Annotated in this window: 15 protein-coding genes; 5 read left to right on the forward strand and 10 right to left on the reverse strand. The window is 73.5% G+C overall.

The window, feature by feature from the left end; all coding sequences use genetic code 11:
• Nucleotides 1-462: 462 nt before the first annotated feature.
• A complete protein-coding gene (locus FBZ33_RS12535) occupies nt 463-1,836 on the forward strand; it encodes an MFS transporter (protein WP_141909170.1) in 1,374 nt (457 codons plus the stop codon).
• Nucleotides 1,837-1,880: 44 nt separating this feature from the next.
• Here FBZ33_RS12535 and FBZ33_RS12540 read toward each other — a convergent pair whose 3' ends face one another.
• From FBZ33_RS12540 to FBZ33_RS12570, 7 genes are all read right to left on the reverse strand, one after another.
• Complete coding sequence (locus tag FBZ33_RS12540; RefSeq protein ID WP_141909171.1) at nt 1,881-2,267, reverse strand: VOC family protein; 387 nt, start codon at nt 2,265-2,267, stop codon at nt 1,881-1,883.
• Entirely contained in the window at nt 2,264-2,680 is a 417-nt protein-coding gene (locus tag FBZ33_RS12545; protein ID WP_255508834.1) for a hypothetical protein, read from the reverse strand. The genes FBZ33_RS12540 and FBZ33_RS12545 overlap by 4 nt, the downstream gene beginning before the upstream one ends.
• Before the next feature lie 366 nt (nt 2,681-3,046).
• A complete protein-coding gene (locus tag FBZ33_RS12550; protein ID WP_141909173.1) occupies nt 3,047-3,466 on the reverse strand; it encodes a YchJ family protein in 420 nt (139 codons plus the stop codon).
• 116 nt (nt 3,467-3,582) lie between these two features.
• Nucleotides 3,583-4,752 (reverse strand): magnesium and cobalt transport protein CorA, encoded by a 1,170-nt coding sequence (locus FBZ33_RS12555; RefSeq protein ID WP_370453005.1) that lies wholly within the window; start codon nt 4,750-4,752, stop codon nt 3,583-3,585.
• Nucleotides 4,753-4,794: 42 nt separating this feature from the next.
• Entirely contained in the window at nt 4,795-5,379 is a 585-nt protein-coding gene (locus FBZ33_RS12560; RefSeq protein WP_255508835.1) for a class F sortase, read from the reverse strand.
• A gap of 114 nt (nt 5,380-5,493) precedes the next feature.
• Nucleotides 5,494-5,979 (reverse strand): hypothetical protein, encoded by a 486-nt coding sequence (locus FBZ33_RS12565; protein WP_099852881.1) that lies wholly within the window; start codon nt 5,977-5,979, stop codon nt 5,494-5,496.
• 308 nt (nt 5,980-6,287) lie between these two features.
• Entirely contained in the window at nt 6,288-7,100 is an 813-nt protein-coding gene (locus FBZ33_RS12570; protein ID WP_141909176.1) for a metalloregulator ArsR/SmtB family transcription factor, read from the reverse strand.
• Between the two features lie 137 nt (nt 7,101-7,237).
• Here FBZ33_RS12570 and FBZ33_RS12575 point away from each other — a divergent pair, with 137 nt between their 5' ends.
• The 3 genes from FBZ33_RS12575 to rnhA all read left to right on the forward strand — a co-directional run bounded on the left by FBZ33_RS12575 (nt 7,238) and on the right by rnhA (nt 10,504).
• Nucleotides 7,238-8,512 (forward strand): MFS transporter, encoded by a 1,275-nt coding sequence (locus FBZ33_RS12575; protein WP_255508836.1) that lies wholly within the window; start codon nt 7,238-7,240, stop codon nt 8,510-8,512.
• 38 nt (nt 8,513-8,550) lie between these two features.
• Entirely contained in the window at nt 8,551-9,837 is a 1,287-nt protein-coding gene (locus FBZ33_RS12580; RefSeq protein WP_370453085.1) for a lycopene cyclase family protein, read from the forward strand.
• A gap of 193 nt (nt 9,838-10,030) precedes the next feature.
• Nucleotides 10,031-10,504 (forward strand): ribonuclease HI, encoded by a 474-nt coding sequence (gene rnhA / locus FBZ33_RS12585; RefSeq protein WP_088947908.1) that lies wholly within the window; start codon nt 10,031-10,033, stop codon nt 10,502-10,504.
• 7 nt (nt 10,505-10,511) lie between these two features.
• Here rnhA and FBZ33_RS12590 read toward each other — a convergent pair whose 3' ends face one another.
• Nucleotides 10,512-10,748, reverse strand: a complete 237-nt coding sequence (locus FBZ33_RS12590) for a preprotein translocase YidC (protein WP_141909179.1) — start codon at nt 10,746-10,748, stop codon at nt 10,512-10,514.
• A 39-nt stretch (nt 10,749-10,787) separates the two neighbouring features.
• Nucleotides 10,788-12,008 carry an MFS transporter gene (locus tag FBZ33_RS12595; RefSeq protein ID WP_141909180.1) on the reverse strand — a complete coding sequence of 407 codons (1,221 nt, stop codon included), beginning with the start codon at nt 12,006-12,008 and terminating at the stop codon, nt 10,788-10,790.
• Between the two features lie 5 nt (nt 12,009-12,013).
• Between FBZ33_RS12595 and FBZ33_RS12600 the strand changes: the two genes are divergently transcribed.
• Nucleotides 12,014-12,535: a MarR family winged helix-turn-helix transcriptional regulator gene (locus FBZ33_RS12600; protein WP_141909181.1), complete on the forward strand. Its 522-nt coding sequence runs from the start codon at nt 12,014-12,016 to the stop codon at nt 12,533-12,535.
• A 14-nt stretch (nt 12,536-12,549) separates the two neighbouring features.
• Here FBZ33_RS12600 and FBZ33_RS12605 read toward each other — a convergent pair whose 3' ends face one another.
• On the reverse strand, nt 12,550-13,431 hold the full coding sequence (locus tag FBZ33_RS12605; RefSeq protein WP_141909182.1) for a pentapeptide repeat-containing protein: 882 nt from the start codon (nt 13,429-13,431) through the stop codon (nt 12,550-12,552).
• Between the last annotated feature and the right edge of the window lie 39 nt (nt 13,432-13,470).

The raw sequence follows: 13,470 nt of genomic DNA on the forward strand, positions 1-13,470 counted from the left end.
GGCCACCCAGGTGGTGCGTGCACCCTCCGACCCGGAGGCCACCCAGGTGGTGACCCGCCCGGCCGACTCGGAGGCCACCCAGGTGGTCAGCCGGGGCGGCGACACGGACACGACCCAGGTGGTCGGCCGGGGTGATGGCGACTCGGACACGACCCAGGTGGTGAGCACCGGCACCGGTGGTGCGGTGCCCGGTCCGCGTACCAGCGACGACAGCGAGACCACCACTGTCATCCCGCCGGTGGACCGGCGCTGACCAGCAGTCGTTGAAGCGGGGCGGGATCGATCTGATCCCGCCCCGCTTCGCGTTGCCCGGCACTCCGAAAGTGCTTTCCGGCGCGGCGGTGCGCGTCTAGCATCGCTGACATGACCTGGCGACATTGATCCAGCAGAGCAGGCCGATCCCGTGGGCCACCACCGGCACCGCACGTCCGGTGTCCGTCTCCACTCCCACGGGAAGGCCCCATGATTCACCTCGCCTCGCGCGTGCCCGACCCGGCGATCCGTCGGCTGACGGCCACCCTCTACGGGTACGCGTTCCTCAGCGACCTCGTCCTGCTCTACCCGCTGTACGTGGTGTTCTTCGCCGACACCGGGTTGTCGGTGGGGCAGATCTCGTCGCTCTTCGTCATCTGGTCGGCCGCCGGCATCCTGTTCGAGGTGCCGTCCGGCGCGTGGGCCGACGTGGTGTCCCGTCGGCTGCTGTTGTGCGTTGCCCCGCTGGTGACCGCCGCCGGGTTCGCACTCTGGGTCCTGCTGCCTTCGTACCCCGCGTTCGCGGTCGGGTTCCTCCTCTGGGGTGCCGGCGGAGCGCTCGTCTCCGGTGCGCTGGAGGCGCTGGTCTGGACCGAGTTGGACCGGCTCGGCGCGGTCGGCCGGTACGCCCGGGTGCTCGGGCGCGCGCGCACGGCCGGTGTGCTGGGCGTGGTGGTCTCCGGAGTGCTCGCCGGCCCGGTGCTCGCCGTCGGCGGTTACCCGGCGGTCGGCGCGGCCAGCGTGCTGGCCTGTCTGCTCGCCACGATCGTCGCCGTCCGGTTCCCGGAGCGCCGCCCACCAGCCGACGCCCCGGTCGACGCCCCGGCCGGCGCGCCCGTCCAAGCTGTCGTGCCCGTCCCGGCCAGCGGGCACGACCCGGCCGCTGCGGTACGGCCCGTGGCTGCGGCCATGCCCGGGGATCGCGAGCCGGACGGCTCCCCAGCAGACGAGGGCGACCTCGGTTGGTGGGACACACTGCGGGCCGGAGTGACGCAGGTCCGCACCCGCCCCCCGGTGCGGTCAGCCGTGCTGCTGGTCGCCGTGGTCGCCGCCGACTGGGGCGCCCTGGACGAGTACTCCCCGCTGCTGGCCCTGGACACCGGTGTGCGGGCGGAGGTCGTACCGCTGCTGCTCCTGCTGCTCTGGGCCGGGGTGACAGCCGGCGGGCTGCTCGCCGGAGTGGGGGAGCGGCTGGGCCGCCGGGGCTACGCCGCTCTGCTGGGCCTGGTCGGTGTCGGGCTGGCCGGTGGCGCGTTGACCGGGCGACCGGCCGGCTTCGTGCTGCTCGCGCTGGGGTTCGGTGCCGCGCAGTTGGCCACCGTGCTGGCCGACGCGCGGCTCCAGGCCAGGATCACCGGCAAGAGCCGCGCCACCGTCACGTCGCTGGCCGGGATGGCCACCGACCTGCTGATCATCGGGACGTACGCCGGTTACGGCCTCCTGGCCACAGTGGTCGGCAACGCGGTGGCGTTCGCGGTGACAGCCGGCCCGTACCTCGTGCTGGGCCTGGTGCTGTTGACCCGCCGGCGCCCGACGGTCGTGCCCGCCAGCAGCACGGCGGCTGCGGCGCACGGCCCGCGATGACCGGGGACCCGGCGGCGGCCGACGTGGCCGCCGCCGGCCCTCGCTCAGCTGGACAGGTGCAGGAAGGACCACTGGTGGCCGTCGAGGTCGCGGAAACCGCGCATGTACATCGGCCCGTTGGCCATGCCGGGCCCGAGCGACTGCCCGCCGGCGACAGCCGCCCGGTCGACCTGCTCGTCGACCTGCTCGCGGCTCTGCGCCGACAGCCCGACGACGACCTCCCGGCTGGTCTCCGTGTCGGTGGCGGCGACACCGGTGTACGACTCGAAGCCGGAGCGGAGGTGCAGCACCAGGCGGGTGCTGTCGGAGATGGTGAACACCATGGTGTCCCCGTCCAGGTCGGCCTGGTCATTGGTGAACCCGATCGCCCGGTAGAACTCGGCGGCAGTGGTCAGGTCGCGCACCGGCAGGTTGATGAACGTCATGGTCATCGGTTGTCTCCGTTCGACTCGAGCAGTGCCTTCAACGCGGCGAGCCGCTCCCGCCAGTACGCCTTCAGCTCGGCGGCCTGCTCGGCTCCGGTCAGCTTCTCGTGCAGCACGCTGACCCGGGCCTTCGACTCGCCGACAGCGTCGAAGCCGACGACGATCCGGGTGGGACCACCGGCCCAGTCGGCCCGGAAGCTGCGGGGCGCGGTGGTGGTGCGGACGCGTACCTCGATGTCGGGCAGCCACCTGGTGCGTGCCGTCTCGTCGGCGAAAGCCTCGTACAGTCGCGCCGCCGGCACCGCCACCGTCCGGCTGGCAGCGGCCGAGAAGCCCCCGTCGCGTTGCTGACCGGGCGCGCGCAGGCCACGCGCCTGCTCGTACCCGACGGTGATGGTCTGTGACCACCAGCCTGTCACGTCGTGCTCGGTGACCAGGTGGCGGGCGATCTGGGTGTGGGTCCGCTCGGTGGCGGCCGCGGCGTCGAGCAGGGCGAACCACTCGGCCCAGCCACGGCCGGTCCGGGCGCGGATCAGGTCGTCGGCGATCCGCTCGGTCTGCGCCGCGGCGGGCGCGGGAGACGAGGCCGGAGGCGCCTCGGACGCCGGTTCGGTGGCCTTGTTGATCAGGTGTCGGCGGGCGGTGGTGTAGCTCCCAGTGGGGCATGTGGCACCACGTCCCGAGGGCTCAGGGCCCCCTTTGCCTCCGCGTTGCCGGCGGCGTGAGCGCCGGGAGGGAGGTGCGGCGCAGGACTACGCCAAGGAGATCCTACGCCAACTCGACCGTCAGGGCTGGTCACCGTCGAGGTAGACCCACCGGCCGTCCTCGCGGACGAACCGGCTGTGTTCGGTCAGGGTGCCGGGCCGTCCCGCGTCCCGGTAGTGGGCGTGGAACGTCACAGTGCCGGCGGCGTCGAGCAGGCCGCCCCGCTCGGTCTCGACGATCTCCAGTCGGGTCCACCGTTGCCCCGGGTCCAACTCCAGGGAGGCGGGCCGGGTCGAGGAGTGCCAGCTGCGCAGCAGGTAGCCGGTGTCGCCGAGGGCGAAGGCGCTGAACCGGGAGCGCATCAGCGCCTCGGCCGTCCCTGCCGGGCTGTCGCCGCTGTGCGCCGGGGCGCAGCAGTCCGCGTACGCCTGGCCGGAGCCGCACGGGCAGGCCCGTCCCGTCGTCGTGTTCGCCCGTCGGCGTCCCGCACCCTTAGCCACGTCGTCATCCTGCCCCACGGAAATCGGGGTGTCCGGCAGGGTCCAACACCCCGACTTCAAGGAACCCGAGTCGATCAAGCCGGTCGGGCGGGGGTGGTAGGGGCCGGCCGGGGCGATCAGAGCCAGCCGGAGCGGCGGAACAGCCGGTACAGGAAGAGGGCGGCAGCCGCCATCAGGGCGAGGGCACCGGCGTAGCCGTAGCGCCAGGCCAGCTCCGGCATGTGGTCGAAGTTCATGCCGTAGATGCCGGCGATGCCGGTCTGGGTGGCCGCGATGGCCGCCCATGCCGCGATCTTGCGCATGTCGTTGTTCTGCTCCACGGCGAGCTGCGCCAGTCGCGACTGGACGATCGAGGTGAGCAGGTCGTCGTACGCGGCCACCCGGTCCACCGCCCTGCTCAACCGGCCGTCCACGTCCACGAACCAGCGGTGCAGGGCGCGCGGCGGGCCGTCGGGGTCGAGCAGCGTACGCATCGGCGCCTGCAACGGCAGGACCGCCCGCTTGAACTCCACCACCTCCCGTTTGAGCTGGTAGATGTGCTGAATGTCGGCCCTGCGGTCGCGGGCGAACACCGCCTCCTCGACCCGTTCCAGGTCCCGTTCGACGTGCCCGGCCACCTCCAGGTAGGAGTCGACCATCCGGGCGCAGACCGCGTACGCCACCGCCCACGGGCCGGCGGCCAGCAGCGCGGGGCGGCCCTCGATGTCGGCGCGGACGGTGCGCAGCGCCCCGGCGGCGCCGTGCCGCACGGTGATGGCGAACCGGTCCCCGAGCAGCACCATCACGTCCCCGGTGTCGATCACCTCGGAGGTGTCGGTCAGCTCGGCGTGCTCCACGTACCCGGCGGTGCGCAGCACCAGCAGCGTGACCGACCCGTGGCGTTGCACGGTCGGGCGGTGCCCGTCGGCGAGCGCCTGTTCGACGGTCAGCTCGTCCAGGCCGAAGGTGCGGCCCACCGCGGCGAGCACGGCCGGGCCCGGGTCGTGCAGTCCCAGCCACACGAAGGCGTCGCGACCGTGCCGCGCTCGGGCGTACGCGTCGTCGTAGTGCGGTCGACCGGGCTCCCGCCGACCGTTGACGTAGACGGCGCAGTCGACCACGGCGTCCGGGTTGGACCGGCGAGGGCTGGGGGCGACGCCCTCGGGTCGGCCGAGCAGTCGACGGGCCAGCGCGCGTACGCCCTGACCGGCCCGGTCCCGTACCGGTCGCTGATCCACCACGTGCCTCCCCGTCGCCCGCGCACCGCCCCGGTCGCGGTGTGCTCGCAGGGGATGGTGCCACCGCATTCTGCCGAGCAGGGTCCGGCTCCCGACAGCGGGGCGGGTGGCTCAGGCGGTGCGGGTGGCGAAGACGACGATGTTGTCGACGTAGTTGCCGGTCGAGGCGTCGAACCGGCCGCCGCAGGTGATGAGGCGCAGCCCGGCCGCGTCCGCCGGGCCGTAGACCAGCGTGCTGGGAAAGCGGTCCTTGGGGTACGCCTGGACGTCGTCCACTGTGAACGTGGCGACCTGCGCGTCGGCGCGGGTGACCTGGATCTGCTCACCGGCGCGCAGCCGACCGAGGTCGAAGAAGACCGCCGGGCCGGCCGGTGAGTCGACGTGACCCACCAGGACGGCGTTGCCGGTCTCGCCGGGGCTCACCCCGTACCGGTACCAGCCGGCGAGGGTGGGCTTGTCCAGTGGCGGCACCCCCAGCACCCCGGCGGCGTCCGCTCCGATCGGGACGACCTCGGCGCGTACACCGATGGCGGTGATCTGCACCCGGACCGGCGCGGCGCGTGACAGCGGCGCCAGGTCCGGTGCGGGATGGGTGCGTCGCGGCGCGTCGGCCGGCGGTCGTGGTGGCCGCGCCGGGTCGGCGGTGAGGCCGACGGTGATCAGCCCCAGCCCGGTCACGCCGAGCAGGGCCACCACGGCCGGTAGGGTCCGCCGCCACCACACGTGGTTACCTCCGCGCTGGATCGTCCGGGTGCCCGCGCCGGTGTCACCGGTGCGGGCACCCGTCCTCAGGGATGGAGCAGTCGCCGATCAGGCGACAGTGGACACCGGACGTCGCCGGCGGATCAGGATCACCGCGCCGGCCAGGGCGGTGCCGAGCAGCGTGCCGCCGGCGGCCAGGGTGCCGGTGTCGCGGCTGTCGCCGCCGGAACCGGCGGGTGCGCCGCCGATCGGGGTGACGGTGAACGTGGCCGTGCCGGCCGAGCTGCCGTCGCCGCAGGTCGCCGCCACCGTGTACGTGCCCAGGGTGAACCCGGCGGTGAAGAGTTCGGCGCTGAGCCCGCCGCCGGCCGCGGCCGTGGTGGATCGGACGTTCTGATCGCGGTTGGGGCCGGTGACCCGGAAGAGGGCGTCACCCGACTTCGGGTTGCAGGTCGTCGCGGTGAGCACGACGGTCCCACCGACCGGGGTGGTGGCCGGTGACACCGTGGTGTCGGCCAGTGCGGCGCCTGGCAGCAGGAGCGTGCCGAGGCCCACGCCGAGCGCCGCCGAGCAGAGTGCTGTTGAGACCTTCATACGCGTCTTCCCTCACTTTTCGTCCGCTGACTGCGTGGGACGTCGTTCGGGTGGCCAACTCCGTGACTAGCACCGGTGTGCCCAACACTAGGTGGGTTGGACCCACGATCAGGTGAAAATGAGAATTCCTCGTTGCCGTCACGTGTCCACCCGAAGGCGGGGAGAGCTGCGGAAAGGCCCGGACGGCCCGACCGGCACCGGTGCTCCGATCGATGTCCGCTCCGCCCGCGCTGTCGCCGCTGGGTCGATGGCGAGGTATGGCGTCGGCTGTCCAGGACCGGGTGGGCTGAACCCGGTCGGCCGGTGGGTTACGCGGGGATCGGCTCGCCGGTCTCCAGCAGGGTCTTGAGGCTGGCCAGCAGCTCCGGCCAACCGCCGCTGCCATCGAGCTGGCCGCTGATCGCCCGGTGCATCTCGCTCTCGGGGGAGAAGTCGTCGTGGACGACGGTCAGCCGGACGGCCGCGTCACCGTGTGGCTCGATCTCGAAGGTCACCTTCGACCGGCGCTCACCGAGCCGGGCGGCCAGTTGCTCGGGTGACCAGCCGAAGTGCTCGGCGTGCTCCGGCTGGAAGCCGTGCCAGCTGTACGACAGGCGACGGTACGGCTCGGCGACGAGCACCCGCTGACCGAGATCGCGTGGCTCGCCGTCCGGCGTGTCCTGCCACAGCACCGGGGACCCGACCTGCCAGTCGGACGCCAGGGCGACCCCGCCCCAGTAGCGGCGGGTGAAGGCCGGTTCGGTGAGCGCGGCCCAGAGCCGCTGCGGGGTGGTCCTGACGTAGGTGGTGTAGACGAACGCGTGACTCTCCATGGACTGTCGCTCCAATGCGGTGCTCAGGTCGGCGAGCGCGGCGGCTCGCTCGCGGTCGTATCGGCTGAGCCATCTGTCGGCGATGGCGTTGATCGGCGCGGCGTTGAGGTAGTGCACCTTCTCCCGGCCGCGCCGAATGCTCGTGACGAGGTGGGCCGCCTCCAGCACCGCGAGGTGCTTGCTGACCGCCTGCCGACTCGTCGCCAGCCCGTCACAGAGCTCCCGCAGGGTCTGGCCATTGCGGTCGTTGAGCCGGTCGAGCAGCCGACGCCGACTGGGATCGGCCAGCGCCCGGAACGCGTCGTCCATCGGCCCTCCGTAAAAAGCAACCAAGCGGTTGCCTGTCAAAATAGGCAACCATACGGTTGCCTGTCAACACGGTCAGGCGTCTGCCCCTGGGATAAATCCGGGTGGAGGCGGGGGAGGCGCTGATAGGTTCGCTCGCCGTGACACAGGACAACACGACGGCCGGCCTGGGAAAGGTGTTCGCCCGCCTCTGGGCGGCCAGCACCCTCTCGGCCCTGGGCAGTGGGCTGGCCACCGTCGCCGCACCGCTGTTCGTCGCCTCGCGTACCGACGATCCGCTCGTGGTGGCCGCGGCGTCCGCCGTGGCCTGGCTGCCGTGGTTGCTCTTCGCCCTGCCGGGCGGCGTGCTGGTGGACCGGATGGACCGACGCCGCTTGATGATCATCATCGACCTGGTCCGGGTGGTCGCGCTCGCCGTCCTGGCCACGGCGATCATGAGCGATCGGGCCGGGGTGGTGCTGCTGTACGTGGTGCTGTTCGTGGTCAACACCGGTGAGATCGTGTTCCGCTCGGCCAGCCAGGCGATGTTGCCGACCGTGGTGCCCCGGCACCGCCTGGAGCGCGCCAACGGCTGGCTCGGCGGTGGCACCACCCTCATGAACGGGATGCTCGCCGGACCGCTCGGCGGCTTCCTGTTCGCGCTCTCGGCGGGCAGCCCGTTCCTCGTCAACGCCGTCACGTACGCCCTCAGCACGGTGCTGGTGGCGCTGATCGGCGGTGACTTCCGGGCCGCCGCTACCGACTCCCGCGTACGGTCGACCCGATCGATGCGCGCCGAGATCGTCGAAGGGCTGCGCTGGCTGGCCCACCAGCGGTTGTTGCGCACGATGGCCGTGCTGATCGGCCTGCTCAACGTGACCCTCACCGCAGCGCTCGCCGTGCTCGTGCTGCTCGCCGCCGAGCGGCTGCGACTCGGGTCCGTCGGTTACGGGCTGCTGTTCACCTGCATGGCCGTCGGCGGGGTGCTCGGCGCGCTCCTCGGCGACCGGCTCATCGCCTGGATCAGCCCCACCTGGACGATCCGGGTCGGTCTGCTGATCGAGGCGGGGTTGCACCTGGCGCTGGCCGCCTCGCGCAGCACCATCGTGGTCGGGATCGCGCTCTTCGCCTTCGGCGTGCACAGCGCACTGTGGAACATCGTGGCGAACTCCCTGCGCCAACGACTCACCCCACCGACACTGCAGGGACGGGTGGCCAGCACGACCCTCTTCGTGGCGGCGGGGGGCAACTGCGTCGGCGCACTGCTCGGCGGGCTGCTCGCCGCCCGGTTCGGCATCACCGCGCCGTACTGGGTCGGGTTGGTGGTGGCCATCGGCGTCTCCTTGGCCACCTGGCGGGTCTTCGACCGCGCGACGGTGGCACGCGCCTACGCCGATCCGCCCTCGGCCGAGCAGCGGCCCACGCCGGTGCCCTGAGCGCTGTGCCGGGTGGCGGCGCGCGGCCGGCCCCGGCGGTGTGGCAGCGTGGTGCGGTGACCGATTCCGCGCCGCTCGATGTCGACCTCGCGCTGCTCGGCGGTGGCGGCGCGGCGTCGTTGCTGCTCGCCGCACTGGACCGGCACGAGGTGCGGGACCTGCGCATCGCCGTCGTCGATCCGGTCCGCCGGCGCGGTCAGGACCGCACCTGGGCGTTCTGGGGCCACCCGGGCACCGATCTGGACCCGCTGCTCAGCGCGAGCTGGCAGCAGGTCGAGGTGGCGACGACGGCCCGGCGCCGCGTCCTGGACCTGACCCCACTGAGGTACGCCATGCTCCGCTCCGGCCCGGTCTACGACCGGGCTGCCGCGGCCGAACGCCGGCTGGACGCCACCCGGATCGTCGCACCCGCCGAGACCGTGACCGACGACGGCACACGGGTGCAGGTGCGCACCGGCGACGGGCGGACCCTACGTGCCGGCTGGGTGCTCGACTCCCGCCCCCGCCCGCCGGCGCGAGCGGGGCGGACCACCTGGTTGCAGCACTTCCGCGGCTGGTGGTTGGAGGCCGACCGGCCCGTCTTCGACCCGGCGCGCGCGGTGCTGATGGACTTCCGCACCCCGCAGCCGCCCCGGGGCGTCTCCTTCGGCTACGTGCTGCCGGTGAGCGACAGGTACGCCCTGGTCGAGTACACCGAGTTCTCGCCCGACCTGCTCACCGACGCCGGGTACGACGCGGCGCTGGCCGGCTACCGGGACCTGCTCGGCCTGGACCCGGCCGGGCTGCGCGTGCGCGAGGTGGAGAACGGGGTGATCCCGATGACGGACGCGCCGTTCCCGGCCCGGCCCTCACCCCGGGTGGTCCGGCTCGGTACGGCCGGTGGTGCGACCCGCCCCTCCACCGGCTTCACCTTCTCCGCCATGTACCGACAGGCCCACCAGGTGGCCCGTGCCCTCGCGGCGGGACGACCCCCGGTGCCGCAGGCGGCGTACCCGCGCCGGCACCGTTGGATGGACGCGGTGGCCCTGCGGGCGCTGGACCGGGGCGGGGTCGGCGGTCCGGACTTCTTCGACCGGCTCTTCGACCGCAACCCGGCCGAGCGGGTGCTGCGCTTCCTCGACGGCGTCACCACCCCGGCCGAGGAGGTCGCGATCATGAATTCGACCCGGCTGCTGCCGATGATCGCCGCCACCGCTGGCGACGCGGCGCACCGCGTCCGCGACCGGCTGCGCCCGACCCGCCCGGCGCCGGCCGTTCCGCCCGCCGTGGTGGGCGACCCGCTGGGCTCGGAGCCCGGTGCGGGTGGAGCACCCCGTGTGACCTGAGCGGCGTCGTCTCCCAGGCCGCCTGTCGAGCTGCCCCGGGAGTGGGGCACCGTGAGCGGTGCCTCCGCCTCGGAGGCACCGCCTTGTGTGCGGGGCCGACGGCTCGACGCCGGCACTGGTGCGGGGCTGCCGCCTCGGCGCGCCGGCCCCCCGAGAGGGGAGGACGAGGTCACCGCCCGGTAGGTTGCCGGGCATGGTGGACGCGGCGGCCGGCAGGGGCGTGCAGATCTGGACCGACGGGGCGTGCAGTGGCAACCCCGGGCCGGGCGGTTGGGGCGCGCTGTTGCGCTACGGCGACCACGAGCGGGAGTTGTGCGGTGGCGAGGCCACGCCGACCACCAACAACCGGATGGAGCTGATGGCGGCCATCCAGGCGTTGGAGAGCCTGAACCGGCCGGTCACCGTCGAACTGCACACCGACAGCACGTACGTGCGCAACGGCATCACCAGTTGGCTGGCGTCCTGGAAGCGCAACGGTTGGCTGACCGCCGCGAAGCAGCCGGTGAAGAACGCCGACCTGTGGCAGCGGCTGGAGGCGGCCTGCGAGCGGCACCAGGTCACCTGGTTGTGGGTCAAGGGGCACAACGGTCACCCGGAGAACGAGCGGGCCGACGGGCTGGCCAACAAGGGCATGACGGAGGCGCGAGCCGCACTGGCCAGCCGCTGAGCCCGGGTCAGCGCACCGCGTCGGGGTGCCCCGGCATGCTCGACCCGCCGCCGCTGCTGCCGGACGAGCCGCCGGTCATGCCCGCGCTGTTGTCCTCGGTGACGATGTCCGGCCGTACGTCGGTGTCTTCCGGCGCCGGGACCTCGGTGTCCGCCTCCACCTGCACCAACGGCACCTGGCCGGCCTCGTCCTCGCTGTGCTGCGGGTCGCCCGGCAACTCACCGTCGCGCTTTCGGTAGCCCACGCCGTGCCTCCCGTCGATGCCGGTCCGCGTCGGCGCTGGCTACCCGGCGTCGTCACGGCCGAAACCTCGCCCGCCGGCGGTGACCGCCGGTCCGACCGTCTCGGCCTGTGGGGGAGCGGACGGCAGCCGCAGCGTCCGGCGACGGCTGAGCGCGACGGTCAGCGCCACCGCCAGCGCGCCGCAGACCACCAGGAACGCCGGAGTGTTACCGAGGTGGTCGTTGACCGCGCCGCTGGTCGCGGAGCCGGCGGCGATGCCGAGCTGCCCCGCCGTCTGCAACCAGCCGTACGTCTCGGGGAGTTGGGCCGCGGGGGTGGACCGGGCGAGGATCTCGTCGGTGACGGCCAGGAACGGTGCCAGCGCGAGGCCGAACACCGCCAGCGCGACGGCCATCTGCGGCACGCTACGGGGCAGCAGCAGCGCCAGCGAGGTGGCGGCCAACGTGCCGAGCAGCGTCAGGTACGCCCCCGCCGGGCTGCCGGGTCGACCCCGACGGGCCAGCAGCACGCCACCGGCCAGGCTGCCCACCGACCAGATGGTCACCAGCAGCCCGGCCTGGTCCGGGTGCCCGACCGTGGTGGCGAACGCGGGCACCAGCACCCACATGGCGCCGATGCTGACCATGTAGCCGATGTGGGTGCCGACGACGGTGCGGCGGGTGGCCCGACCCGGCAGCGCGGACCGCTTCCCGCCGGGCTGCCGTTCGACGTCGCGTGGCGGCAGCACGGCGACCATGCCGAGCAGCCCGGCGGTGCCGATGACGGCGAACACGAGCAGTGCGGCCGTGGGGCCGCTGATCAGCAGACTCAGCGTCACCGCGAGGGGGCCGCCCACGTACAGCAGCTCCTGCCCGACGGCGTTCACCGCGTACGTGCGGGCCAGCGCCGGGGCGGGGACCATCCGGGCCAGCTGGGAGCGTCCACTGCCGACGGCCGGTGGCGTGCTGAGCCCGGCCACGGTGGCCAGTGCCACGAACGCCGCCGGTTCGGTGGTGACGGCCAGTCCGAGCAGGGCGAGCAGGTGGGCGAGGCCGGTGGCGAGGAGCACCGGCCGGGCACCGAGCCGGCCCAGGAGCCGGCCGACCAGTGGTGCGGTGAGCGCCAACCCGATCCCGCAGCCGGCGCTGGCCACTCCGGCGGTGGCGAAGCTGCCGGTGTTCTGGTGCCCGAGCAGCACGACGAGCAGTTGCCGCAGAGCGACCGGGAGCTGCGCCACGGTCATCAACACGATGAGGAGCATCGCTCGGCGGGGTACATTCATGACTTATGAATCTACCCGAGGACGGCTCGCCCAACCTGCTCGGTGCACTCGCCCTGCTCGTCGGCTCCCGCATGCGCGCGTCGGCCAGCGCGTCCGTCGGGGCCGGCGGTGCGCTCGCCGAGGCGCTCATCGTCCTCAAGGACCAGCCGGGGGTGACCGCCGAGTGGTTGGGTCAGGTGCTGGGGCTGACCCAGCCCGGCGTCGCGCACCTGGTCCGGCGACTGCGGGAGCAGGGCTGGGTGGAGAGGCGTCCCGGCGCCGACGCGCGCAGCCGTGCCCTGCACCTCACCATCGAGGGGACGGCCGTGGCCGCCCGCGTCCTGCACGAGCGGCAGGAGGCGCTGACCGCGCTGCTCGCCCCACTGACCGCTGAGCAGCGCCGCCAACTCGCCGACATCGCCCGCGTCCTGCTGCACGACGAGGTGGCGGACGACCGCAGCCTGGCCCACCTCTGCCGGCTCTGCGACCGCGCCCGCTGCCCGCGGTGCCCGGTCCACGCCGGCTTCCTGGAGCTGACCCAGGACTGACGCTGGTCGGGCCGCTATCGGCGCCGGCCGCGACGGGCCGTGGCCCGGGACGGCTGGCGAACCGGGGTGAGCGGCAGCGCCGTCCAGTGCGGTGGCCGGGTGCGGGTGGCCGGCAGACCGGTGCGTACGTCGCCCCGAGCGGCGTCCAGCTGGGACTGGTGCAGGAAGAGAGTGTTCCGCAGGTCGCTGCCCCGCAGGTCGGCCCCGCGCAGGTCCGCGCCGGTGACGTCGGCGAGGCTCAGGTCGACGCCGCGCAGGTCGGCGCCGATCAACAGCGCCCCGCGCAGGTTGGCCCGGCGCAGGTCGACCCGGCGCAGGTCGGCGCCGGGCAGGCGCGCGCCGCGGTGGTCGACGCCCCCGGGGGAGCGGGCCGTGTCGCTGGCCTGGGAGAGCAGGGGGTTGACCCGGTCCCGGTGCGCGGCGACGTCCACCGTGCGCAGGCGCGTCGGGTCACCCTCGGTGAGTGCCGCAGTCTCGGCGTGGGCGTGGGCCAGCTCGTCGCGCAGGTCGGCCGGCGGGTGCAGCGTCAGCGCCTCGGTGACGTACCAGAGCAGTTCGTGCAGGGGCCGCAGCACGGCGAACGCCTCCGCCATGGCCGGCAGCGTCTCCGGCGCGCCCCGCCAGTCGCGCCCGCCGAAGGTGACCTGGGAGACCTGCTGGCCGGCACCGAAGCAGTCGAACACCGTGCAACCGGGGAACCCGCGTTGCCGCAGCTCGGTGTGGATGCCGCAGCGGTGGTCCGGGCCCAGGTTGGGGCAGGCCTGCCCGGCCGGCTTGTCGATGGCGAAGTCCGCCGATCGGGCGAACGCGGGCACCACGCAGCACAGGCCGAAGCAGCGTCCGCAGTCGGCGCGCAGCTGCGCCGGCCCGGGCGGCGGTGCGGGGCTGGGCGACACGTGGCCGGTCCTCCTGGTGTTCGGGTCGAGGCCACCATT

Source organism: Micromonospora sp. A202, from assembly GCF_006715105.1.
Lineage (GTDB): Bacteria > Actinomycetota > Actinomycetes > Mycobacteriales > Micromonosporaceae > Micromonospora > Micromonospora zamorensis.